The sequence below is a fragment of the Runella salmonicolor genome (genome assembly GCF_024158025.1).
Lineage (GTDB): Bacteria > Bacteroidota > Bacteroidia > Cytophagales > Spirosomataceae > Runella > Runella salmonicolor.
Map to the genome: position 1 here is coordinate 34,066 of NZ_JAMZEL010000019.1, position 24,511 is coordinate 58,576.

At 43.4% G+C, this 24,511-nt stretch carries 20 protein-coding genes; all 20 read left to right on the forward strand.

The annotated features are described in order from the left end of the window. Window positions 1-34: 34 nt before the first annotated feature. The 20 genes from NCI00_RS27425 to NCI00_RS27520 all read left to right on the forward strand — a co-directional run bounded on the left by NCI00_RS27425 (window position 35) and on the right by NCI00_RS27520 (window position 24,432). Window positions 35-826, forward strand: a complete 792-nt coding sequence (locus NCI00_RS27425) for a nuclear transport factor 2 family protein (protein WP_253532912.1) — start codon at window positions 35-37, stop codon at window positions 824-826. A 73-nt stretch (window positions 827-899) separates the two neighbouring features. Continuing rightward, window positions 900-1,337 carry an ester cyclase gene (locus NCI00_RS27430; RefSeq protein WP_166560319.1) on the forward strand — a complete coding sequence of 146 codons (438 nt, stop codon included), beginning with the start codon at window positions 900-902 and terminating at the stop codon, window positions 1,335-1,337. 57 nt (window positions 1,338-1,394) lie between these two features. Continuing rightward, on the forward strand, window positions 1,395-1,835 hold the full coding sequence (locus tag NCI00_RS27435) for an ester cyclase (protein ID WP_253532913.1): 441 nt from the start codon (window positions 1,395-1,397) through the stop codon (window positions 1,833-1,835). Between the two features lie 48 nt (window positions 1,836-1,883). Next, entirely contained in the window at window positions 1,884-2,291 is a 408-nt protein-coding gene (locus tag NCI00_RS27440; protein WP_253532914.1) for an ester cyclase, read from the forward strand. A 36-nt stretch (window positions 2,292-2,327) separates the two neighbouring features. After that, window positions 2,328-2,984, forward strand: coding sequence for a hypothetical protein (locus NCI00_RS27445; RefSeq protein ID WP_166560322.1), 657 nt, complete (start codon window positions 2,328-2,330; stop codon window positions 2,982-2,984). Between the two features lie 25 nt (window positions 2,985-3,009). Further along, entirely contained in the window at window positions 3,010-3,402 is a 393-nt protein-coding gene (locus NCI00_RS27450) for a nuclear transport factor 2 family protein (RefSeq protein ID WP_114070632.1), read from the forward strand. 55 nt (window positions 3,403-3,457) lie between these two features. Continuing rightward, window positions 3,458-3,883, forward strand: a complete 426-nt coding sequence (locus NCI00_RS27455; protein WP_114464159.1) for a hypothetical protein — start codon at window positions 3,458-3,460, stop codon at window positions 3,881-3,883. Between the two features lie 118 nt (window positions 3,884-4,001). Further along, window positions 4,002-4,574, forward strand: a complete 573-nt coding sequence (locus tag NCI00_RS27460; protein ID WP_253532916.1) for a DJ-1/PfpI family protein — start codon at window positions 4,002-4,004, stop codon at window positions 4,572-4,574. 12 nt (window positions 4,575-4,586) lie between these two features. Next, entirely contained in the window at window positions 4,587-5,006 is a 420-nt protein-coding gene (locus NCI00_RS27465) for a VOC family protein (RefSeq protein WP_253532918.1), read from the forward strand. 63 nt (window positions 5,007-5,069) lie between these two features. Next, window positions 5,070-6,896: an AGE family epimerase/isomerase gene (locus NCI00_RS27470; RefSeq protein ID WP_253532920.1), complete on the forward strand. Its 1,827-nt coding sequence runs from the start codon at window positions 5,070-5,072 to the stop codon at window positions 6,894-6,896. A 21-nt stretch (window positions 6,897-6,917) separates the two neighbouring features. Continuing rightward, window positions 6,918-7,256, forward strand: a complete 339-nt coding sequence (locus NCI00_RS27475; RefSeq protein ID WP_166560326.1) for an STAS domain-containing protein — start codon at window positions 6,918-6,920, stop codon at window positions 7,254-7,256. Window positions 7,257-7,258: 2 nt separating this feature from the next. Next, window positions 7,259-9,376, forward strand: coding sequence for a glycogen debranching protein GlgX (gene glgX, locus NCI00_RS27480; protein WP_166560327.1), 2,118 nt, complete (start codon window positions 7,259-7,261; stop codon window positions 9,374-9,376). Between the two features lie 34 nt (window positions 9,377-9,410). Continuing rightward, the gene (locus NCI00_RS27485; protein WP_253532922.1) at window positions 9,411-9,731 is read left to right on the forward strand and encodes an anti-sigma factor antagonist; all 321 of its coding nucleotides are present in this window, start codon (window positions 9,411-9,413) and stop codon (window positions 9,729-9,731) included. A 180-nt stretch (window positions 9,732-9,911) separates the two neighbouring features. Then, a complete protein-coding gene (locus NCI00_RS27490; RefSeq protein ID WP_253532923.1) occupies window positions 9,912-10,337 on the forward strand; it encodes an ATP-binding protein in 426 nt (141 codons plus the stop codon). 35 nt (window positions 10,338-10,372) lie between these two features. After that, complete coding sequence (locus NCI00_RS27495; RefSeq protein WP_253532924.1) at window positions 10,373-13,564, forward strand: nSTAND1 domain-containing NTPase; 3,192 nt, start codon at window positions 10,373-10,375, stop codon at window positions 13,562-13,564. Between the two features lie 94 nt (window positions 13,565-13,658). Next, complete coding sequence (locus NCI00_RS27500) at window positions 13,659-16,190, forward strand: TonB-dependent receptor plug domain-containing protein (RefSeq protein WP_253532925.1); 2,532 nt, start codon at window positions 13,659-13,661, stop codon at window positions 16,188-16,190. Between the two features lie 6 nt (window positions 16,191-16,196). Further along, entirely contained in the window at window positions 16,197-16,781 is a 585-nt protein-coding gene (locus NCI00_RS27505) for a GNAT family N-acetyltransferase (RefSeq protein WP_253532926.1), read from the forward strand. A gap of 22 nt (window positions 16,782-16,803) precedes the next feature. Beyond that, on the forward strand, window positions 16,804-19,692 hold the full coding sequence (locus NCI00_RS27510) for an MFS transporter (RefSeq protein ID WP_253532927.1): 2,889 nt from the start codon (window positions 16,804-16,806) through the stop codon (window positions 19,690-19,692). Window positions 19,693-19,714: 22 nt separating this feature from the next. Continuing rightward, window positions 19,715-23,512 carry a sensor histidine kinase gene (locus tag NCI00_RS27515; protein WP_253532929.1) on the forward strand — a complete coding sequence of 1,266 codons (3,798 nt, stop codon included), beginning with the start codon at window positions 19,715-19,717 and terminating at the stop codon, window positions 23,510-23,512. 23 nt (window positions 23,513-23,535) lie between these two features. Next, the gene (locus tag NCI00_RS27520; protein WP_253532930.1) at window positions 23,536-24,432 is read left to right on the forward strand and encodes a sensor histidine kinase; all 897 of its coding nucleotides are present in this window, start codon (window positions 23,536-23,538) and stop codon (window positions 24,430-24,432) included. Window positions 24,433-24,511: the final 79 nt, after the last annotated feature.

Here is a 24,511-nt window from a genome sequence, read left to right on the forward strand (position 1 = left end):
ATAATACCTCCAACGAAAAACGTCATTTTCAATCATGCAGGAAAATCAAAACACCCAAACCGCCGAAGCCGAAGCTTTGCAAGCGAAGCAAATGGGTTTTCTGCAACGAGGTGATATTGACGGAATGGTTGAGGAGTGTTATGCTGCCGATGCCCGTATCCACGGATTCACTTTCAGGGCGGAAGGACACCCAGCCCTAAAAGAGTTGATACGACTGTATTTGAGCCGCTTAAGCACACTAGGAGAACGTATCATTGACAAGTTTACGGTGGGCAAAAATTTTATTTGGATGGAAATGACCATTCAACCCCCCCAAGGTAATCCTGTCAAAATTTACGAGGTAAAGTTTATTCAAAACGGAAAATTCTACCTCCAACTCTTTGGCTTACGCCAAGGTACTGTGTGGCAACCCGATGATTTTTCGGGCTTTACGGCTCCTGATTCCAGCATGGCGCGGGCGTTTCACAGTCGCTATCTGGAGTTTCACAGTGAGGGTGATTTTAATGGATTGGCGGATGATTTTTTTACGGAAGATGCCCAATTGATTACGGCCCGCGTAGACGTGTCAGGTCGTGAAGCCATTCGGCAGATGTTTCAAGACCTGTTTGCCAAAGAATCGGGTTTTACGCCCCTTTCGGTCGAAAACATTACCAACGACCATGATTACATTTGGTTTGAGGCCACCGTAAAAAGTTCGTTGGGCCAACGACGTGTTTATGATGTGATGCTGATTCGGGACGGAAAAGTATATCTGCAATTGGTGGGTTCATTGATGGGCGCACTACCGACGGAAGTAGCTTTTGCCAACGACACAACCACCTCATAAATAACATTTTACAACAAAGTATGAAACAATTTCCTTTACAAAAAACCAATAATAAAACCTAAAACACACAGTTATGTCACTTACTCCCGAACAAAATAATGCGATTTGCATTGAGTTTTTTGAGGCCGCATGGAACACAGGAAACGTACGCGAAGATTTATTATCTGCCGATGCAGTTGACCACTCTTTGGTAGGTGGTAAAAGTAAGACAGAACCCGGCTCTGGCAGCTTCAAACACATCGTTGGTATGTTTCGTCATGCCATGCCTGATGTTAAGTTGACCATCCTTGACGAGATTTATACAGCAGATAAAGTGGTACACCGTTGGAGCCTTTTAGGAACAGATACGGGTGGTGTGATGGGAATGCCCCCCAGCGGTAAGACCATCACCCTAACGGGCACAACGATTGTAAGAATGGCAGACGGCAAAATTGCTGAGCGCTGGGCAAACGTGGATGAATTAGGCCTATTGCAACAATTAGGCGTGGTTCCTCCTCCTCCCGGTGCATAATCAATCCATAAGTTGGGTTTTAAACCCAACTTTCATCCTCTCAAGCCAACTGTCATCATGACTAGAATTGAACAAAACAGAGTAGCGATTCGCCAGTTTCTGGAAGATGTCTGGAGCAAAGGCAACGTAGAAATCGCCGAGAGAATCATTGACCCAAACTTCCAGTTTATACTGGCTTTTGCGCACCTCGACGGTCGTGCTGCATTCATGGGATTGGTTGAAAGAAACAGAAGTATTTTTGAGAATTTGACCTATTCAGTTGAATCAGAGGACGATATTGTAGCTGATGACACAAAAGGCGCCGCTTTTTGGGCCATGAAGTCCAAGCACATTGGTACTTGGCGCAATGTACCAGCCAGCTACAAAGATGTTGCCATCAACGGAATGACACTCTTCAGATTTAACGAAGAAGGAAAAATTTACGAAGCCAAGGTTCAGAATGACGTCATGAGCCTGATGAATCAAATCGGCGGCATCAAAAAACTGTACGACTTTTAAGCATTGCGGGTTGCAGTCATTAAACTCTTTTTAAAACTCCAAAAAATTATGTCAGTCGAAGCAAACAAAGAACTTGTCAGAGGATACGTAAATGCCATCCTTGTCAATCGAGACTTTAGTAAATTCAGTGATTTTACAGCCCCGGGTTTTTACATCGACCGTTCGGCCGTTCCAGAGGCAATCAAAGGGGAAAATGCCCTCCATAATCAAATGGATATGCTATACGGCGCGTTTCCAGACCTTGACCTCCAAATCGTAGACATGGTGGCCGAGGGCGACAAAGTCGTGGTACGGTTTGCCGCACCAGGCACGCACCAAAACACGTTTGCTGGAATCCCAGCTACGGGCAAAAGAGCCACCTGGAAAGGCATAGTTATGTACCACGTCGTAGATGGTAAAATAACAGAAGCATGGGCGAACTGGGACGATTGGGGATTGCTGGAGCAACTTCGCTAAACCTTACCTTCAACAAATTCCCAACTAAACACAAAAATGGAAACTAACACCTTATCCAAAGTACTGGTAAGATTACCGAATCTAATCACGTTGTTTTTTTCACTAACGCTCGTAACGGGCTTTCGTCTTCTTAATGACCGCTTTCATTGGAACACATCCCCAAACTTTGATTTTACCGTTTGGAACGATGTCTTGGTGTTAGTTTCTTTTCTGACCACGCTGTTTTTTATCGTTACGGCGTGGTTAGGATTCAGTGTTTTGATGGAGCGCGTTCCGTATCAGGGTTCTTTCAACCGATTTATCTTCGATACCGCCCGTTTTTCGGCTTTATTTCCGATTTTGATGTGGTCATTTTTGGCAGAATCTCCGCATCATTTTCAACTGTATGTTTGGGCCCTTTCAACTTGGCATTTTGCCATGACGATTTGGTACGTTTGGCCCATTGTTTTTAACCATAGCAACCGTACTGGCCATTCTTCAGACCTTAATAGCCACGCAATCATCTGCGCGGTCTATTTTGTATTAGGACTTGCTTATTATCTGTTGATTAAAAAGAGATGGGAAACCGAGCCCAACGATACGCTACGAATTGCCCTCGTTTTGGTGACGTTGGCCAGTATCTTTTTTTGGTCGCTCAACCGGCTTTTGGGACTTCAAAAACGCCTTGTCAACGAAGCTGCTCACAAAGAATAAACAACCTGAAAAAATATTATTTGTCATGAAAAACGTACCCGACAGCCCGCTGGGCAACATGTACCGCGAACACATCCAACTTATCCTTGACAAAAACATTGAGGCACTACTGGATCAATACACCGACGACGCGCTCCTGATTAGCAGTTTTTCAAAAGCGCCCGTTATTTACAAAGGTCGTGACCAAATCCGTGAACACATGCAGGGAATTTTGGGTATCGACGGACTAGAAACCGACATCGTGTTTTGGGCCGAAACAGAAGACCCACAAACCCTGATGATTACCGAACAAATCACGATGAAATTCGGGAATGATACCGCCAATATGCGCTTTGCCGACAGCTGGGTGCTAAAAGACGGCAAAATCGCCATTCACTTTGCAGGTATGGTGCAACACCCCGACGGTACACTGGCCTAAGCCTCACTCATAACCCATCGCATCAAATTATAACTTTTATTAAACAAGAAATTATATGTTAACTCCAGAATCAATACAATCACTTGCCGAGGTTTGGTACCGCAAGTTAGACGTTCACGCTCCTATGGTTGAAGTACTTCCGATGCTGGCCGACGAAGGATTGGAAATGGTTTTTCCAGAAGCAACGGTCTATGGCTACGCTGGCTTTGAAGGCTGGTTTCAGCGCGTTATCCGCATTTTCTTCGATGAAGTACACACCGTAAAATCGACCGAAGCCGTCATCAATGGCGACACCGCCGTGGTAAAAGTTGTAGTAAAATGGGAAGCAAGTGTTTGGAATGCACCCGATGCTTACAGCAAGCGCATTACTCTAGACGCCTACCAAACATGGGACGTGAAAGTGGGCCCCAACGGTAGCCCCATCATCACCAGATATACAGTCGACGATTTGAAATACTACGAAGGGTCGGCAACGCTTTAATTCAAAGCAGGTAAAATAAAGAATTAATACCGAGTTCTTTATTTTACCTATCTTACTGAAATTATTTAAAAAGTTGCTGATTTACAACCCATTAGATTAGCCTTTAAACCGGATTAACATGAAACTTATTGGTAAAAAAATTGGAATTCTCTTTGAAGCCGACTATTACGAAAACGAGATATTTTATTATCAATATCGTTTTCCGGAAGAAGGAGCCGAAGTTCATTTCCTGACCCGACTCTGGGGGCAGCCCAAAATCACTTTCACCGGTCACGAACACAAAGTGCCGATGGACTGTTGGGAAAGTTTTGAAAACATGAGCGACGAAGAGTTGCGGAGCTACTCGGCCATCATCGTGCCCTCGGGCATGGTGTCTGACCGGCTGCGGTATACTGAAAATGTTGAAAAAATCCCTCCTGCTACTGAGTTCCTCAAACGCGTTTTTGCCGAGCCAACCATCCTCAAAGGCATCATTTGCCATGGGTTGTGGCTTACGGCCCCCGCTACTGAGCTAGTCAAAGGTCGTAAACTGGTTTGTCATAACAACCTTATCGGCGACGCCAAAGCCTACGGAGCGATTTACGTCAATGAGGATGTGGTCGTAGACGGCGATTTAGTCACGGGTCGTTCGGGCGGACATGCGCACTTTTTTGCCGCCAAAATCATCGAAATCTTATCCGAAAAAGCTTAAATAAGGCTGTATATGCTCTCTACCTCATTTTTTCACGTAGCGGTAACGGTCAAAGACCTCGCCGCATTTGAGAATTTTTATACAAAATACTTCGGGTTTAAACGAGCGCGAACCATTTCGTTGGGCGAAGGAAAAGAACTGGTCTTCATGAAAGATGCTGGTAATTTTTACTTTGAAGTTTTCCCTCCCGACGAGGAGCGCCCCATTCCCAACGTGGAAGGCGACGGCCCACATTATCCCGGACTACGTCACTTGGCTTTTTCAGTTGCCGACGTAGATGCCAAACTGGCAGAAATGGGTTCAGATGCGGTCATTACCTTAGGCCCACTGGCGTTTGACGATTTTATCCCTGGCTGGAAAACCGCCTGGGTCAAAGACCCCGAAGGGAATATCATTGAAATCACCCAAGGCTACGTTGACCAAGAAGGTTAATCAATGATTGAACTTCAGACTGATTCCTAAATCTTTAATTTAACACTATTAAACACTCAATACATGAAACTCGATTTTACCTTCTCTGATACCCTTGCTGGGTACATCATAGAATACAACGCCGCCGAAAAATGGTATACTGTCGAAACTTCCGATAAGCGGGTTTTCAAAGTAAATTTGCTTCCTTCTACGTATGCGCGTACGTTCCGTAACCTTGATGAATCCTATCAAGATGCCTCCGGAGTGATGCAAGATTTGCTGGCTCAGAAAGGTCAATTTTTGTATTCTTACGGTACATTTTATCCACCAGTAGAAGGTGGCGAGCCCGTTTTTGAAGTTCAGTGGATTATTTTCCCAAGTACCAAACCCCACGAATACCGCCACGAAGCCCAAGATTGGTGGATTCAGCAAATTTCTTCCATTGCCACGAGTTATTTGAAATGGCAGTTTAACTATCCGCAAGAGCCGATTAACTATAAAAACTACCGCACCATGCTTCACTTGGCGGGTGCAAAAAAAGGGGATTATTTGCAGGAAACCGATACCATTTCCCGCATGATTTACGGGTTTGCTTCGGCGTACATGCTCACTGGAAATGACTCGTTTTTGGAAGGTGCAGAGTTGGGAACTGAATACCTCCGCGACCACATGCGTTTTTATGACAAAGATGCCGACTTGGTATACTGGTACCACGGCGTAAAAGTAGATGGCCAAAAAGAAACCAAGTTATTGACTTCCGAATTCGGCGATGACTTGGATTCGTTGCCAATGTATGAGCAAATTTATGCCTTGGCTGGTCCTACCCAGACTTACCGTTTGACGGGTGATCCGCGCATTATGTGGGACATTGAAAAAACGATTGAACTGTTTGAGAAATACTTCAAAGATGACAAGCTAGAGGGCTATTACTCACACATTGACCCGATTTCGTTGGATGCCCACGAAGAATCGTTGGCTCACAACCGCGCCCGCAAAAACTGGAACTCGGTCGGTGACCACGCGCCCGCTTACCTCATCAACCTTTACTTGGCTACGGGTGAGAAAAAATACGCCGACTTCCTTGAGTACACTTTTGATACCATCACAAAATACTTCCCTGATTACGAAAACAGTCCATTTGTACAGGAGAAATTCTTTGAAGATTGGAGCAAAGACCAAACATGGGGCTGGCAGCAAAACCGGGCCGTTGTGGGTCACAACCTCAAAATCGCCTGGAACTTGATGCGTATGCAGTCGCTCGTTGCCAAAGATTCTTACCTCGAATTTGCCAAGAAAATCGCCGCCCTGATGCCAGAAGCAGGCTCTGACCCGCAGCGTGGTGGTTGGTATGACGTGGTAGAGCGCGAAACCAAAACCAACGGCCGTCACCAGTTTGTATGGCACGACCGCAAGGCGTGGTGGCAACAAGAGCAAGCCATTCTTGCGTACATGATTTTGCACGGAATCCTGAAAGACGACGAATACCTCAAATACGCCCGCGAGTCGGCCGCCTTCTACAACGCGTTCTTCCTTGACACCGACGACGGTGGGGTGTACTTCAACGTGTTTGGCAACGGTATGCCATATCTGTTGGGTACTGAGCGCTTCAAAGGCAGCCACTCAATGAGTGCCTATCACAGCACTGAGTTGTGCTTCTTGTCGGCAGTATATACCAACTTGCTTATCACCAAAAAACCAACTTATTTCTACTTCAAGCCATACCCTAATGGTTTCAAAAACAATAAGTTGTTTGTATCGCCTGATATTCTTCCCAAAGGAAGTGTGTACATCAGCGCGTGCTACATCAACGATGAGCCGTACCCCAATTTTGACGCCAACGAGTTATTTGTCACACTCCCTAAAACCGACGAAAGGGTTCGGGTGAAAGTGCTTATAAGTCCAGTTATTTAAATTAGACAATACACTATCGACATGAAAGTAGCCGAGAATATAATAGAGAGCATTGCTGTCATTGAGGTGGAAGGCAACATAGATAGCAAAACCGCCCCCGAATTTGAAAAAGCCGCCATTTCGGCCATCAAAGGACAAGGGCAAGTCATTATTGACCTGAGCAAAGTGGAATTTCTTTCCAGCGCTGGTTTACGGGTTTTATTGATGATTTATCGGCAAATAAAATCGCAAAGCGGCAAAGTGGTGCTCGTGGGAGTATCCGAAGATATTCAGGACGTAATGTCGAACACTGGTTTTATCAACTTCTTTATCATCGTTAATAAGTTAGAAGAAGCGGTAGAAACACTAAAAAAGGGCTAACTATGGCAGATATTCGTATTGATTACTACCCAACCCACGAACACGAGGGTATAAAATTCCGGCGGGGGCATACGCTACCGTTTGGAGCAACCATGGTGCCAAACGGGGTCAATTTCAGCGTCTATTCAAGTGCTGCTATTTCATGTACTTTGGTTCTTTTTGAACGTGGCGAAGCCCAGCCGTATGCAGAAATCCCGTTTCCCGACGAATTCAGGATTGGGGATGTGTATTGCATGACGGTTTTTGACCTTGATTTTGAACGACTTGAGTATGGCTATCGCATGGACGGGCCGTTTAAACCCGAAGAAGGTCATCGGTTTGACAAAAATGTCATCTTGAGCGACCCTTACGCCAAAGTTTTGGGTGGCCGTGATACCTGGCGTGCCCAACCCAACTGGGATGATGTGTACCCCTACCGTTCACGGTTGGCCTTTGAAGATTTTGACTGGGAAAACGACCACCCGCTCGAAACCCCCATCGAAGATTTATCCATCTACGAAATGCACGTGCGGGGTTTTACGAGTCACCCATCTTCTGAAACCAAAAACGCGGGTACCTTCGCGGGTATTCGTAGCAAAATTCCGTATCTCAAATCGCTGGGTATCAACTGTATTGAACTCATGCCCATTTATGAATTTGATGAGTGGGAAAATAGCCGCACCAACCCCAAAACGGGCGAAATGCTGGTTAACTATTGGGGATACAGTACCGTAAACTTCTTCTCGCCCAAAGCAGGCTACGCCGCCACGGGTAAGTTTGGAATGCAGGTGGATGAATTGAAAACCCTCATCAAGGAACTGCACAAAAACGGAATCGAGGTGTTTCTGGACGTGGTGTTTAACCACACCGCCGAAGGCGACCACCGTGGGCATACCATCTCGTTTAGAGGAATTGACAATAAAACCTACTACATGCTCACGCCTGAGGGGTATTATTTCAACTTCTCTGGAACAGGCAATACCCTGAATTGCAACCACCCCGTGGTTAGAAACATGGTGCTTGACTGCCTGCGTTATTGGGCATCCGATTATCACATCGACGGTTTCCGCTTCGACTTAGCCGCAATTTTGGGCCGTGCCCAAGACGGTAGCCCGTTGAGTAACCCGCCGCTGTTGGAATCACTGGCCTACGACCCCATTTTGGCCAAGTGTAAATTGATTGCAGAAGCCTGGGACGCGGGCGGTTTATACCAAGTGGGTTCGTTTCCTGCCTACGGTCGCTGGGCCGAATGGAACGGAAAATACCGCGATACCGTACGCCGTTTTCTGAAAGGAGATACGGGCCTGGTAGGAGAAATGGCCCAACGGCTTCAAGGCTCCCCCGATTTATACCCCTCCAGAGGACCTACCGCGAGTATTAATTTCGTGGCCTGTCACGATGGATTTACGCTGCACGATATGTTTGCCTACAACGAAAAACATAACGAGGCCAACGGCGAAGACAACAACGACGGTGCCAACGACAACAACTCGTGGAACTGCGGTTGGGAAGGAGAAACCGACGACCAAGCCATTAATTTTCTGCGCCACAAACAAATCAAAAATGCCTTGACGATTTTAATGGTTAGTCAGGGAATTCCGATGATTTTGATGGGCGACGAAATGGGACATACCCAACTCGGCAACAACAATACGTATTGCCAAGATGTTGAATGGAACTGGCTGAATTGGTCATTGGTCAATAAAAACGCTGATTTGTTTCATTATGCCCAACAGATTCTTCGATTCCGTCGGGCGCACCCTGTACTCAGAAGCCCAACGCACTTCCGTCATTACGACTACGTAGGAAGCGGTTTGCCCGATATTAGCTTCCACGGTACGTTGGCATGGCGGCCAGATTGGTCGGCAGAAAGCCGCACTTTGGCTTTTATGCTCTGCGGAAGCCACGCCAAAGGGGGAACCATACGCGACGAAACCATCTACGTAGCCCTGAATATGTACTGGGAGCCGCTGCATTTTGAACTTCCGACGCTGGAGCCTGGGTTGAAATGGCACGTTTTTGCCAACACCGACATGGCCAACTCAGAAGACATCCACCAAATTGGAGAGGAACCTTTGCTCGAAAATCAAGCAGGCTTTTTTGTAGGCGGACGCTCAGTCATTGTTCTGGTCGCAAAATAAAATTGATTAATCTCAACCAAAAACACTCAATAACATGGATTTTACAATAACCTCAGAAGTAGTCGATAAAGTTGCCAAGCTTAAACTGGCGGGCGAGCTGGATTCATTATCGGCCCGGGTTTTTCAAAAAGAAATCGAAAAAGTAGCGCTTGAATCGCCTACCGAACTCGTTCTGGACTTAGAAAATCTGTCGTTTATGTCATCGGCAGGATTGCGCGTTTTGATATTTTCAAAGCAAAAAATGGGCGTTGGACTTACGATTTACATTGTAAAACCGCAGGAAATCATCGTCGATACGCTCGAAAAAACGGGGCTTCAACACAGCGTCAATATTGTTGATCAATACCCCGTTTAGGTCATCACGACAAGTAAATGTTTTTGGATACATCAAATAGACTTTAAGTGGTTGAAAAGTGGTGATACTACCATATTTCTCAGCCACTTAAATCTATTTTAATGGCAAAAGCATTCACTAACATTTAGGCTTCGTATAGAGAATCAACTCAATCATCGTTCGTACTTTGTCAATTAACAAATGGAACTGAAAACCTTTCCGGCAACCATTGACTCGCTTGATGCCATACGGCAGTACGTCAAAGAAAAATCCCAAGAGGCGGGAGTAGACAAAAAAGCAACCTATAATTTATTGGTAGCAGTCGATGAAATTGCGACAAACATCATCTTGTACGGTTATCAGAATGCTGGATTAGAGGGAAATATTGACGTCTTTAGCGAAGCTACCCCCAATCAATTTAAAGTGATTTTTGAGGATGATGCTACGCCCTTTGACCCTACCACTCGTGAACTCCCCGACGAGGAGGATTTCAATCTACCACTGGAAGAAAGGCCCATTGGCGGACTAGGAATTTATCTTACCATCACCGGTGTAAGTGATTTTTCTTATGAGTACAAGAATAATCGAAATCGAAATATTTTCGTAGTGGATATCAAAAGTCCCTAGCCCAAAGGGGCAACCCTTGACTGTCTTTTTTTAATATGGCACCCAACAGAACTTATGCGAACCCCTACCCTGGACTGAGAAGTTTTGACTCCAAAGACGCAAATCTTTTTTTTGGAAGAGAAACGCACGTCAAAAAACTGAGAGAAAAATTAAGTAGCTCGCGTTTTTTGGCCATTATCGGTTCGTCTGGAAGTGGAAAATCTTCGTTAATTAAAGCCGGCTTGATTCCTTCATTGGAAAAAAACCGATTGGAAAACACGCACGAAAATGGCTGGCATATTCTCATTTTAAAACCAGGTGCTAACCCTATAAAAAACCTAATAAGTATTCTTACCGATTACATTTCAAAATATAACATCGGTAGTTCTTCCCCAGAAATCATTAACAACCTAGAGTCGTTCATTTTTAATGATTCTGATGGTTTAACCAAAGTTTTTCAACTATTCGGTGACAAAAATATCTTGTTGGTCATTGACCAGTTTGAAGAAGTATTTCGCTACCGCCAAAAAGAAGCACAAATCACCACAGACCGTGATGAAACCATTCTTTTTATTGAATTTTTAATCCGACTCATTCAGCAACGCACGATGCCCATCCACGTGGCACTAACGATGCGCTCCGATTACTTAGATTATTGCACCAACTACAACGGCCTGACTGAAGCCATAAACCGCGGGTATTATCTATTGCCCAAGATGAACCACGCCGAAATCATTCAGGCCATCAACGGGCCACTCGAAACCGTTGGCGTGGATATTTCGCCCACTTTAGTAGATCGTCTCTTGGGCGACATTGGCAGCAAAACTGACCAACTTCCCGTACTTCAACATTCACTCATGCGTACTTGGGACTATTGGCAAGTCCACAAATCACCGCAGCAGCCGATTGATGAACAAGACTATGAGGCCATTGGTACCATGTCTGATGCACTCTCACTCCACGCCGAAGAAATTTATCAGGATGTATTTGATACTAAACGCAAACAAGTAACAGAAAAACTTTTTAAGTCGCTGATTGTAGTTGGTACAGGAGATGTCGGGGTGGTTAGCCCTACTACGGTTTCAACCATTAAAAAAGTAACGGGGGTAAATGAATTTTTGCTTTTGGATGTCATTGACCGCCTGCGCGAATTGGGGACTTCTTTTCTTTCTCCCTCCTACTCCACTCCGCTATCTGATGCATCGGTGGTGGACCTCACCCACGAACGCCTTACCTACCTCTGGAAACGCCTGAAAACGTGGGTCGATGAGGAAACTGAATCAGCAAAACTATACAAAAACCTAAGTTTTTCGGCCGACTTATACCAACAAGGGAAAACAGGTTTATGGGTAAATCCCGAATTACAAATTGGGTTGAGGTGGTTGAAAGAAAACCGCCCCAACAAAGAATGGGCGCTCCGCTACGACCCCTATTTTGAAAGAGCCATAAATTACCTTGAATACAGCCGCAGCCAATATGAATTTGAGGTACAAAATAAAGAAAGTCGCCACAAAAAAGAGGTAAAACGAACCCGCCAATTTGCCATAGCCTTGGGGATTGGCTCGTTGTTGTCGCTCATGTTTTTGGTGGTATCCATCATTCTCCGAACGCAAGCCCAACAAAGTGAAAAGGAATCGTTAGAAAAGGAGCAACTGGCTTTGTCAGAACAAAAAAAGGCTGAAATCCAAAAGCGGGAAGCAATCTCACAAAAAAGGATTGCCCAACAACAAGAAGAAATTGCAGAAGCCCAAAAACAACTCACCGAAGAACAAAAAAGGATTGCGGTAACCGAACAACGAAAAGCGGAGATTCAGCGACAGGAAGCAATTATGGCCCAAAAGGCCGCAACTGAACAAAAAAACAAAGCAGAAATAGCCCGGCGCGACGCTGAAAATCAAAAGACAATTGCCGTAACGGCCAAAAGTGAGGCCGAAAAACGTAAAGATGAGGCCGAAAAAGCAAGCCGCGAAGCGGAAAGGCAAAGAACCATCGCCGAAAACGCCAAGCGAGATGCTGAACGGCAAAAAATAAAAGCAATTGCCCGGGCAATTGCCATTCAGTCGTTTCAAATGCCCGAAAATTCGCAGGATGAATTGCCCGCCTTGCTGGCCCTGCACGCTTATAATCTCAACCTGAAAAGCCTCGGTGAAAAAAGCAATCCTGATATTTTTAATGCCCTCGCCAAAGCCGCTGGTACAACTGCAAAAGTAATACTAAGGCGGCACACCGATGTGGTACGCTCAGTAGCCGTTGGAGTGAAATCAGTCGACAATATCTTTGCCTCAAGTAGCGATGACGCCACCATTAAACTCTGGGATTATGGCCTCAACCCGATTCAACCTACCCGTTCGTTCAGTCGCGGAAATAAATCAAACGAGGGATTTAGGGCTGTTATCTTGGACAACAATGAGAAAAAGCTTATTGCAGGTGGGGCTTTGGGCACTTTATTCAGTTGGAACATCGACTCCCCTACCCCAACGCCAGTGGTAGTAAAAGGGCACCGCAGCCCAATCCATTCACTATTGTTGGCCCAAAACAATCAGCTGGTTTCAGTGAGCAACGATGGAAATATTCGTACTTGGAATCTATCGGGCAACGGCATTGACTCCGTGGCCAATCTACGTTCAGGGATTGATATTTTTTGCGCAAAACTTAGCCCTGATGGCCAAAAAATTGTTTGTGGCTCCAAAGAAAAAGTTGTTGTTTTTGAACTAAATGATTTGAAAAAAGCACCCGCCGTTTTTGCTTTTTACGGTATGGGCGCACGAGTAACAGCGCTCGCATTTAGCCCTAATGGTAGGAAAATATTGACCGGAAACTCTGCTGGGGTTCTAACGGTATGGGATTATGAAAATGACAAAATCGTTGAATTTTCGGCGGGTACAGTACTGGGTAAACACAATTCGACCGTCAGTGATATTGTTTTTTCTCCCGATGGTCATTTGGTGGCAACGAGCAGTTTTGATTGGTCGGTTCACCTATTTAATTACGAAGATATAACACGACAACAACAGCCCATTGTCATCAACGATTTCAACACGTGGGTAACGGGTGTGCGGTTTACAAAAGACAGTAAAAAACTAATCTCTTATGGCGCTGACCGTACGGTAAGACTCTGGGATATTGGCATTGAAGAGCTGTATGATAAAGTAAGCAAAAAAATCACCCGGGACTTGACCGTCGATGAATGGAATAAATATGTAGGAAAAGATGTCGAATTCACAAAAGTGCAAACGGCCTTAAAGTGACGTTACTTTGAAAATGAGCTGTACAATGATGAAAATTATACAACTGATAAAATGGGGAATTCTGGTTGGGGCATGCTTACAGGCAACGTGCTCAATGGGACAAATTTGTGACGAAACGGTGAGCATTCCTGAGGCCGAAAAAAAGTACACCACGGGCAACTTTGACGAAGTCTTCCAAATCCTTTTGCCTTGCCTAAAAACCGATTTTTCGCCAACGGCCAAGGTTCAAGCCTATAAAATACTGGCCATGGCTCATTTGGCAATGGACTCAAGCGCTAGAGCTGCTGAATCCATTCAGAGTTTGTTGGCTATCAACCCCAATTTTGACCCTGATTTTGCCGCATCACCCCAATTCAAAGATATGTTTCAACGTATCAAAGATTCGCAGGAGCGCATTATACAAATTACCTCGGTATCTAAAAGGGCTGAAAACGTATTGAAAGTACCCGCAACAGTAATTGTTATTACGGAGAAAGATTTTGTAAGACGAGGCTATCAAAACTTAGAACAACTTCTGCACGATTTATCAGGATTCGACATTGCCAAAGGCAACGGCCCGGGCTATTCAAATTTCTACACGCGGGGCTATCGGTCTACTTCCAACGACCGTATGCTGATGCTCATTGACGGGGTGGAAGAAAACGATTTAGCCTCAGACAATATCCCCATTTCGCGCCAGTATACGCTTTCCGACATCGACCGGGTGGAGGTAGTGTACGGGCCCGCTTCTACTTTATACGGAAACAACGCTTTCATGGGGGTAATAAATATCATTACTAAAAAATACCGCGAGATTATCGACGGGAACAACAAAGTACGGTTTAATGGGCAAATAAAGTCAGGAACTTGGAAAACCCGATATGCTGACGGAACCGTAGCGGTCAAAACCAAAGACGTGGCCATTTCGGTTACGGGTAGGTTTTTTGAGTCCAACGAAATGAATTTGTCGAAATACCCTGAATGGAATTACGACGCCCGCAACCCCGCCGCCTATGGCACACGACTCGACAGAACAGGCACCGACGCGCTCAATTACATCAACAGTACCCAACTATTGACCAAATTTCCGAACTCTGATTTGTTCAACGTTGAATACACCAACGGTGTACCTAGCGCACTCCGACTTACTCCGAAAGGAGCCGAAAAAGCCGCTGAGCTAGATAACCGACTTTTTAACGGAAATGCCTTAGATAAACCCGTCCAGTTCAACGATTATTCTAAGAACTGGTACATGAAAACCAAAATTGAATTTAAAGAATTAACCATTGCCATCACCAACTGGAAAACCGACGAAGGGGCCGTGCCTTGGTATACAAATTTATCCCGAATCAATACCGCCGACTTAGGTCGGTGGATAACTTATTATCGAAGTTTTGCCGTGACTTACAACAAGGTAATAAATGATAAATTCCAGATTATCAACCTTTCATCCTACCGCCTTCATGAAATAGACGGAGGGACCAATTTGCCTTCATACCGCGGTTATTACAACGCCCGTCTGGGTATCGCCGACTTAGCAGCAGGTACTGGGCCTACTTTCTCCACTACTTACAATTACCGCGTTTCCAACCAGTTTCGAAACGAATTTCGGGCGCTCTGGAGTCCTTTGCTCAACCTCGACGTCAACGGTGGGGTAGAGTATCGAAACAGTATTATTCAGGGCAATTATGTTACCTCTGGTACTGGTAATCCCGAAGAACAGGGTTTTCCAGCCGATACACTTCGGGGTGGCAACAACTTTCGGGTTTTTGATATAGGCATCTACGCCCAAGCCACATATCGTTATTCCGAATCGCTCAGTTTGGTAGGTGGTTTGCGGGTTGACAACAACAGGGTTAGAAACAACGGCGGATATGGCATGGTAGCAAACCCTAGATTATCAGCCATTTATAGCAAGGGGAGCTTTATCTTAAAGGCTATATATGCAGAAGCCTTTAAGGATGCTTCGTATCTTCAAAAATACGGCACCACCGCCGAACGGCGGCTGAATAACCCTACGCTCCAACCAGAAAAAGTGAGAAACATGGAATTCAGCCTTTACTACAAACCCATCAAAGACCTCAATATTACGGTTGCTGCCTACCGCGCCAACTATAGTAATGCGGTGGGTTTGGCCTCGGTAGTATTGGAAAACGGCACCAAAACCAATCAATTTCAGGGCATTGGTCGTCAGCGGATTTGGGGGCTCCAGGCCGAAGTAAACTATCAATGGGAGAAACTCAACGTATGGAGCAATTTTACCTACACCAACCCACTCGACTTAACCTCAAATTTACGCATCAGCGATATTGCCGATTTTTCATTCAATATTGGGGCAAACTATCAATTCACGAAAAGTCTGAGGCTAAACATCACCTCTCACTATGTGGGTGCCCGTAAAACTGGAGCTGGAACTTCTGGCAGCCGAAACCCCATCCAACTCTTCGACCCTTATTTTATCATGGATGGTGCGCTGACTTACCACGACATCATCAAAGGGGTATCGTTGCAGGTAACTAGTTATAATCTACTAAACAAAGAATATTTTGTCCCTGGCATCAGAGAAGCCGACAATATTGTGGGAGCTTCGCGTTTTCCGCAAGAAAAACGAAATATTTCAATGGGTATATTATTTGAAATAAAATGATTCATAATGAACACTTTACCCGATTTTTTTGACTTTTTAGTAATGGAAAGAAACAAAATAAAGTCATTGCCCGACGGGTTTGAAATTCATGAGGGCTATTTTCCAGAGCGAATGGAAGAAATTGGTCGGTTCAGAATTAGGGCTTGGCGGAATGAGAATGGCATAAATCCAACTTTTTTTTCACAGGAAGTTTGGATTGATTCTTTAGATAAAAACGCACACCATTGGATTATTACCAAAGAGAAAGTCATTGTGGCAGCGGCACGTTTAAGTTTTCATGAGTGCCTTGAGGAAGTACCTTACGCAGATTTTTTGCACGACGAACATCGTCCGCTTTTTCAAAAAAGCCCCATTGCTTCCATCAACCGTTTGGTGGTCGACCCTGCGTTTCGGGGTCGGGGTTTTGCTAGAATTCTGGACAATGAGCGCATAAACTTAGCGGCAAAAGCGGGTTCAAAAATAATGATTGCTTTTCCTCAATTGTCCCGACTTGTGCACTTACAGAAATTAGGTTTTAATTTAATTTCTCAACTTGAAAATATCCCCGAAATGCCCGAAAGGCCTTTTTTCCTGATGAAACTAGACCTTTAGTCCATTTATATTTTACTTGATTATGTTAAAAAAAGAGCGACTATATCACCTGATGAACTTGAAAGAAGGCGACCTCAAGGTTGTCAATCCTTTCATGCGTTACTCTTTTTTTATGGGGGTATCCGTTGCTATTTTTTATACCGCAACGATGTCTTTGTTTCTCAATAGTTTTGACCGGACCATGCTGCCAAAGGCGTATATCGCCAGTGGCATCATCGTTTATGCTTTGGGATACATTGTTTCTAAAATTCAAGAACGCGTATACTTTTCAAAAATCGCCCTGTTTTTGATTGTTTTCTTGATAATTTCCGTTTCAGGACTGCTCATTGGCCACTTCATTACTGGCAACAAATGGATTTACTTTTTTCTGTTTATCTGGAACCGCGTCTTTGTTTTTGTCAATGGTATCTCATTTTGGGCCATTGTCTCTCGCATTTTTAACATTCAACAAGCCAAGCGCCTCGTTAGCTTTATTACCACAGGCGACGTAGTATCATCCATCCTAAGTTATTTATCCGTCCCGCTGCTATTGCAGTTTACAGATACCAACGGATTATTGTATTTATCGATTGGCACGCTGGTCTTTTGTTTGGTTTTGATGGTAACGATTTCTAAAAGATATGAATCAGAACTTTCCATTTTCTCGCGCGAAAAAGAAAAACCGAAACAAAAAACCTTCAATTATTTTTTCAAAACCCCGTATTATACAGCGGTATTTATGTTGGCGTTGTTCCCCGTAATGGGGTTGTTTTATGTCGAATTTATTTTTGCCGTTGAATCCAAAAAAGTATTTCCCGACAAAGAATTATTAACTGGCTTTTTGGGGTTATTTTTTGGCCTTTGTGCCATTATTGAGCTGTTAATCAAAACCTTACTGTACGGACGCTTTATTGAAAAATACGGTTTAAAACTTGGCTTGGTTGTATTGCCCTTGGTCCTGACCATCTTTTATGCGTTTGCCGCCGTTTATGGAACCTTTTATGGTACTACCTACGTCTTTTTTGCGTTTATCGTCATGAGCCGTTTTGCAATGAGTACGGTTCGAAAATCCATCAGTGACCCTTCTTACCAATTGCTTTTCCAACCCATACATCCTGAAGAAAGGCTTGAACTACAAAGCCGGATTGAAGGAGGCCCCAAAGCGGGAGGAAATATTGTAGCTGGAGTACTACTTTTAGGTCTGACCTATTTTACGTTTATCGACACCATTTATCTTTCCTACATTTTTGTGGGTATTCTGCTTGTATGGTTATGGGTTGCGTTCAGTACCCAAACTCTTTACCGGAATGTGTTGAAAAATTTATTGAAAGAATCAGCACAACGTAAAAATACAAGCGATAAAAAAAACACAGAAACATTTATGCCAGTGGAGTATACGGGCAAAAAAACGGATTTCGATGTTGTCATCAAAATGGCAAACTCTCCGTTGCCCGAAGAACGGCTTGAGTCGGTGGCCCTTCTTGAAAACTCAGGCCGGTATTATGCCTTCAAATATATTGATGCCCTGATGCAGGACCCCAACCCTCGCGTAAAAAGGGCAGCTCTGCTGGCCGCTGGAAACATCCGAAAAATGGAATTATGGCCACATTTGTTGAATAATATCACGTCAAACTACTTTAAGCTCCCCACAAAAACCGCTCTAGCTTCCATCGGCGACCCTGTCATGGGAGAATTAGAACGTTTTTTTAACCGCTCTGAAAACGACCGGGCAACCCAAAAAGAAATTATCAGTATAGTTGAAAAAATTGATAGCCTATCTTCAACGCGTTTTTTGAGAGCCAAAATGAACCACCCTGACCCCCACATCAGAGACCGGGTTTTTGAGGCGCTTAATCAAAATCGTTATACCGCAACGGTGCTCGAACGCACCCACATCAACGCTGAAATTGACGAAAAGGCAGCCTTTGTGGTTTGGCTGATTGCCGCCCAAGCCGATATTGAGCGAATGCCCGAATTAGCTCCGCTACTCCGTTCGTTGGAAGAAGAAACCAGACAAACAGCTCCTAAGCTATTCAATCTGCTCAATATTTTGATTGTAGACCAAGATTTTAACTTAATTAAGGACTTATACGAAAATAAAAATGAAACCACACAAGGCTTTGTTCAGGAAGTCTTTTCGATGGCCCTTTCTGAAGAACTTCGCGTAAAATTGGCCCCTATTTTTGAAGATGAGTCGATTGAAGAAAAACTACAAAAATGTCGCGAAAATTATCCACAGCAACGCTTATCGCCCGAGGAGCGCGTGCTTGACATTATAAACCGGGATTTTGCGCAGCTTTCAAGTGAATTAAAAGCCTCGGCAATTCAAAGCTTATTGCATTTTCCGAACTCCCAAAATCAATACATTTTAATCTCTTGCGCACACTCAAACAGTGAAGTGATTGTTGAAACTGCCCTTTATGTGTTGCACCAGTTATACCCAACTGCATTTGAAGAATTTAAGGAAACAGCCGCTTTTTTACCCAACTGCCATCGCTCTGACCTTTGCAAAAAAATTGAACATGGGTTAAAAAGAGAAGATTTATTAATCAATAAACTTAACGCCATTCGGTCCATAGATTTATTTAAAAAATTACCCGCCGATTCGCTCTTGCCAGTGACCATTTCACTGCAAAAACTTCAATTAACCTCCTACGAAACCCTTCTCATGGATCGGTATTGTACGGCTGGCACACCGTTGTTGTTTGTATATGACGGTGAAATTGAACTATTTGAAACCGACGGTAACCAGCAATGGATAAACGAAGGTGGGTATTGGTTTCGCGAACCCGAACCTCCGCCCAAGGTGTATCTACACTCGGTAAATGCCCTGAAAGACAGCACTATTTTTCTTTTGGACCCCTATTTAGTTTATAATCTTATTGCCGAAAATACTGCTTACAAAGAGGATGTTGCTTTGGAAATAGCCTAAACCGTCCAGTATAAAAGAATCAATGAAAAACTTATTGTCAACCTATCAACAACCAAACAGTTTACACCAAATAGCTGTTTTTGCCCGTGGAATGACCATGTGGCTTTTGTTACTGTGGGGAGGTGGAGCGTGGGGACAATACAACAAACAGGCTACGGAAAAGGGAATACCCCTCAGCAGAATGTTTAATCCGAAACAATACAATGCCCACGGTCAAAACTTCGCCATTGCGCAAGATAAACGGGGTTTGATGTATTTCGGAAATTTTGCGGGAGTGCTTGAGTACGACGGCGTTTCGTGGCGAACCATTCCTACCCAAAACATCACCAAGGTTTCGGCACTGTGTGTAAGCGAATTCGGGCGGGTGTTTGTGGGTGGAAAGGGTGAGTTTGGCTATTTAAAACCTGACAGCACCGGAACGCTCTATTTTGAAAGTTTAAGCAAAGCCATTAAAACCTCCTTTGGGCAAATCCTGAATATATTTCAAACAAAGGCGGGCGTATATTTTATCTCACAAGAATACGTTTTTTTGCTCACCTCCAAAGGACTAAAAGAATTTAGAGTTAAAGGTACCATTCTGTCTTCGTTTTATGAAAATCAAAAAATTATCTTATTTCTAAAAAACGGAGGGCCTCAGTATTTAGAGGGCCAAAACTTGGTTCCGATCCCAAAAACCGCTATCACCCCTACTCTTTTTGACCTAACCGCGGTATTTCCATTAGAAAACAATGAATTCCTGTTGCTTACGAGCAGTCAAGGTTTATTTAAATTATCCCAAAATACCATCAAAGTTTTTGATTGTGAAGCCAATAGCCAATTAATTACCAATCAAACTACCTCTGGAACTATACTAAGAAATGGTCAATTTGCCATTGGAACCTTAAATGCAGGCATCGTCATTATTTCTAAAAATGGTCAAATTATCAACCAAATTAAAGACAATGACTACCTGCAAAACTTACTCGTTAATGCCATGTTTACCAACCGTGACGGTGCATTATGGTTAGCGCTTAATAACGGTATTGTACAAATTGAAGTAGACTCCCCCATTGAAAAATTCAACGAATTTAGTAACCTGAAGGGCGAAGTAAAAGCCGTAGTCCGGGCCAATGGACGCCTATATGCTGCCACTCTCAACGGCCTTTTTTACATCGACAATTTTAACGTCAAGCCCGTAGCTACCCTCAATGCAGGCTGTTTTGACTTGGCCGTGGCCTCTAATGGACTTTTAGCGGCAACTAATAGAGGATTATTTTTAGTTTCAGAACGTGGTACTCAACAACTTACTCCTTTTTATTCACTGTGCGTCTACGTTTCTAAAATCAATCCCTCCGTGGTTTTTGTGGGGCAGCAAAATGGGTTAGGAATGTTGAACCTAGCAGGCGGTGGACGAAACTTCCGACTTGTTGGTAAAACCAATGAGCAAATAGTAGGCATAACCGAAGATGAAAAAGGGAATCTGTGGCTTGAAACCCTATCTGACGGCGTCATAAAAATCAATGTTCAAACCAACGAGGAAAAAAAGTATGCCGCCCAAGATGGTTTGCCGCCCTTGTCGTACAATCGTATCACCAACACCTCCAAAGGACTTCTTGCTTATAATCAAAAGGGGATTTTTCGGTTTCAGTCCCAAAAAGACAAATTCGAGCCATTTAATCTTTTCCAGACCGATAGTGCAGCAACTGTGTATTGGAACGGAAAAATTTTGGAAGAGCGAAGCGGAAAAATATGGACCACCCGTGGCGACGAAAAATTGATTACTTCGTATCTACCAACAGGCCAATCCAACAAGCCTTATCAGGCCACTAGTACCCCATTTTTGCCGATTTCAGATATACCATTTAACGTCATTTATCCAGACCAATCAAACATAATTTGGTTTGGGGGGTCTGAGGGTTTGATTCGGTTTGATTTAAACCTCAGTCAACAATACCAAAGGTCGTTTCCAGCATTGATTCGAAAAGTGACGGTCAAAGGTGAACAGGCGCTTTTCAACGGTTATCCTACCGATACAACAGCCATTACTGACAATCTATCGGTGCCGAAAATTCGTTTAGAGCCCAATAATAATAATATAGAATTTGAATTTTCGGCACCGAGTTTTAATGTCAACGAAGTATTAAGCTTTCAATACTACCTCGAAAACTTTGATAAAGTGTGGTCAGAATGGACTACACAATCTCAGAAGGAATACACCAACCTTCCGCCAGGAAACTATAAATTTAGGGTAAGAGCCCGCAATATATACGGAAAACAAAGTGATGAAGCCATCGTCGAATTTTCGATAGCCACGCCAATGTATCTTAAATGGTGGGCTATTGCTGCCTACATTTTACTGATTGGGGCGCTTATTTACAACTCCGTTCGTTGGCGTTTGCGGGTATTGGTTCGTGAAAAATTGGAACTCGAAAACCTCATTCGTGAGCGTACGGAGGAAGTGGTGACCCAAAAAGTTGAGTTGGAACAACAATCCGAAGAGCTTACTACCAAAAATGACCAACTCGAAAAAATTGACTTCATCGTTCAGGCCATCAATACTGAAATCAACTTCGCGAATTTGTTTCAAACCGTCTTAAACCGTTTGAAAATCATACGTAACATGGACTGCGCCAGTGCTTTGATTTTTAATAAAGAAACAAACGGCTATCAATTCAAAGCACTTTATGGCTTCAATGAACTATCGACGGTAGAATCGGTTCAATTAAGCCTCGAAGAAGCCGAAAATCGCTATATTTACGAAGCCATAGAGGTCTACGAAGATATTTATTTTAAGAATGACATTAGTTATGAAAAACTGAATAACCCCATTGATTCCTTGGTGACTCCTAAATCCATGATTGCCATCGTTATCAAAGTGGATAATCATATTGAAGGTTTTATCACGCTCGAAAACTCCGTCCGAGCCAACGCGTTTGACCAACGAGATTTCAACATGATTAAAAACTTAAAGGAACACCTGATTGCGGCTTACATCAAAACCCGCATTCTGGAAGACCTCGAAAACACCCTGAGCAACCTTAAGAATACCCAAGAAGAGTTGATTCGACAGGAACGTTTGGCCTCGGTGGGTCAATTGACCAAAGGAATTGTTGACCGAATTTTGAATCCGTTGAATTATATAAACAACTTTTCTGAATCTTCAACCATTTTGATTGATGAACTCAATGAGCTGCTCGAAAAGAACAAAGCGGGTATCAATCAGGATTTACAAGAAGAATTTGAAGATTCGCTGACTTTACTCAAAAATAGCATTACCAAAATTTATGACCATGGAAACAGTACCACGCGTATTGTCAAGGACATGCAGAAATTGCTCAAAGAAAAATCCCGTGAGTTTTTTGAAACAGACTTAAATTATTTTATTGAGAGCAGAGCAAAAGTCATTTTTCACGACTTTACCCAAAAGAATAGGGATTTTAACGGTGAATTACTTATCGAACTGGAAAACCAATCGCTCAAAACCCGTATTCTCCCGCCTGAGTTTGGGGATGTTCTTTCCAACATCATTGATAATGCCCTTTACACGGTGTCGGAAAAAAGTAAACTCAATAAAAATTTTTCACCCCAAATTAAATTAACAACGAAATTAATCAACGGTGAAATTCAGTTAAGAATCCGCGACAATGGAAAAGGAATCCCACAACGTGATTTAAATCTAATTTTTAGCCCTTTCTTTACCACCAAACCAACTTCAAAAGGTACTGGATTGGGCCTTTTTATGACCAAAGACATCATTGAACTCCATAAAGGGAAAATAGAACTCACTTCCAAAGAGGGTGAGTTTACCGAAGTAATTATCACGTTACCAACGCTCAACTAAGCCTCTTTTAACCAAAAGGATATATGGAAAATGACAATAAAACGATTGAGTCTGAAAAAAAAGGTGAATTAGAACACCAAGAAAATCACCAATCTGAGCATGACATTGAGGCACTTAAAGAGCGGTACAAACAAATGAATAAATTGGCCGAAATTGGTCAGTTAACGGCAGGAATTCTGCACGAAATTCAAAATCCCCTAAATTTTGTCAATAACTTCTCGAAACTCTCCATTGAATTAGTCAAAGAAATAAAAGAGATTTTTGACAATCGTAAGGATGTTCAGCTCACCGAAGAAGAGGAAGATTTGCTTTTTTTGCTTGACCAACTAACTGGTCTTAACCAAAAAATCGGAGAAAACGGGGCCCGAATTACCCGAATTATCCAAAGTATGTTAGCGCAAACAAGAAGTGAAAGCAAGGACCCCCAATTTGAACCCGTTGATTTAAACGTTTTGTTAGAAGAATTTACCAAACTCGCCTATCAAGGCACCCGGGGAGAAGATAGGTCGTTCAATGTATCGTTGGTTTTTCAATTGGATACCACCGTAAAAATGGTTAAAATCTCCGCTACCGAGATCAGTAGGGTGGTCCTTAATTTGGTTAATAATGCCTGCTACGCCATCAACGAAAAACTCAAACTGCAGATTGAAGGGTACGCGCCCCAAATCATCGTCACTTCAAAACGGCTGAGTGATATGGTTGAGATAAAAATCAGGGACAACGGCATAGGAATTCCAGATTCAATTAAAGAAAAACTGTTTACACCTTTTTTTACCACTAAACCCGTTGGTAAAGGCACTGGATTAGGGCTAGCACTGAGCCGTGATATTGTAAATATTATGCACCGAGGCACGGTGAGTGTTGACTCTGAGGCGGGTAACTTTACTGAATTTACCCTTCAAATTCCTTTAACATTATAATATATTTAAGTGCATTATAACCCATTATGACCTAACCAATCAGTTAAAACGTTAAAACTCACCTCAAATTACCAAGACA

Coding starts and splice junctions, on each gene's coding strand:
- NCI00_RS27425 (WP_253532912.1), top strand. CDS start 35: ATGCAGGAAAATCAAAACACCCAAACCGCCGAAGCCGAAGCTTTGCAA.
- NCI00_RS27430 (WP_166560319.1), top strand. CDS start 900: ATGTCACTTACTCCCGAACAAAATAATGCGATTTGCATTGAGTTTTTT.
- NCI00_RS27435 (WP_253532913.1), top strand. CDS start 1,395: ATGACTAGAATTGAACAAAACAGAGTAGCGATTCGCCAGTTTCTGGAA.
- NCI00_RS27440 (WP_253532914.1), top strand. CDS start 1,884: ATGTCAGTCGAAGCAAACAAAGAACTTGTCAGAGGATACGTAAATGCC.
- NCI00_RS27445 (WP_166560322.1), top strand. CDS start 2,328: ATGGAAACTAACACCTTATCCAAAGTACTGGTAAGATTACCGAATCTA.
- NCI00_RS27450 (WP_114070632.1), top strand. CDS start 3,010: ATGAAAAACGTACCCGACAGCCCGCTGGGCAACATGTACCGCGAACAC.
- NCI00_RS27455 (WP_114464159.1), top strand. CDS start 3,458: ATGTTAACTCCAGAATCAATACAATCACTTGCCGAGGTTTGGTACCGC.
- NCI00_RS27460 (WP_253532916.1), top strand. CDS start 4,002: ATGAAACTTATTGGTAAAAAAATTGGAATTCTCTTTGAAGCCGACTAT.
- NCI00_RS27465 (WP_253532918.1), top strand. CDS start 4,587: ATGCTCTCTACCTCATTTTTTCACGTAGCGGTAACGGTCAAAGACCTC.
- NCI00_RS27470 (WP_253532920.1), top strand. CDS start 5,070: ATGAAACTCGATTTTACCTTCTCTGATACCCTTGCTGGGTACATCATA.
- NCI00_RS27475 (WP_166560326.1), top strand. CDS start 6,918: ATGAAAGTAGCCGAGAATATAATAGAGAGCATTGCTGTCATTGAGGTG.
- glgX (WP_166560327.1), top strand. CDS start 7,259: ATGGCAGATATTCGTATTGATTACTACCCAACCCACGAACACGAGGGT.
- NCI00_RS27485 (WP_253532922.1), top strand. CDS start 9,411: ATGGATTTTACAATAACCTCAGAAGTAGTCGATAAAGTTGCCAAGCTT.
- NCI00_RS27490 (WP_253532923.1), top strand. CDS start 9,912: ATGGAACTGAAAACCTTTCCGGCAACCATTGACTCGCTTGATGCCATA.
- NCI00_RS27495 (WP_253532924.1), top strand. CDS start 10,373: ATGGCACCCAACAGAACTTATGCGAACCCCTACCCTGGACTGAGAAGT.
- NCI00_RS27500 (WP_253532925.1), top strand. CDS start 13,659: ATGGGACAAATTTGTGACGAAACGGTGAGCATTCCTGAGGCCGAAAAA.
- NCI00_RS27505 (WP_253532926.1), top strand. CDS start 16,197: ATGAACACTTTACCCGATTTTTTTGACTTTTTAGTAATGGAAAGAAAC.
- NCI00_RS27510 (WP_253532927.1), top strand. CDS start 16,804: ATGTTAAAAAAAGAGCGACTATATCACCTGATGAACTTGAAAGAAGGC.
- NCI00_RS27515 (WP_253532929.1), top strand. CDS start 19,715: ATGAAAAACTTATTGTCAACCTATCAACAACCAAACAGTTTACACCAA.
- NCI00_RS27520 (WP_253532930.1), top strand. CDS start 23,536: ATGGAAAATGACAATAAAACGATTGAGTCTGAAAAAAAAGGTGAATTA.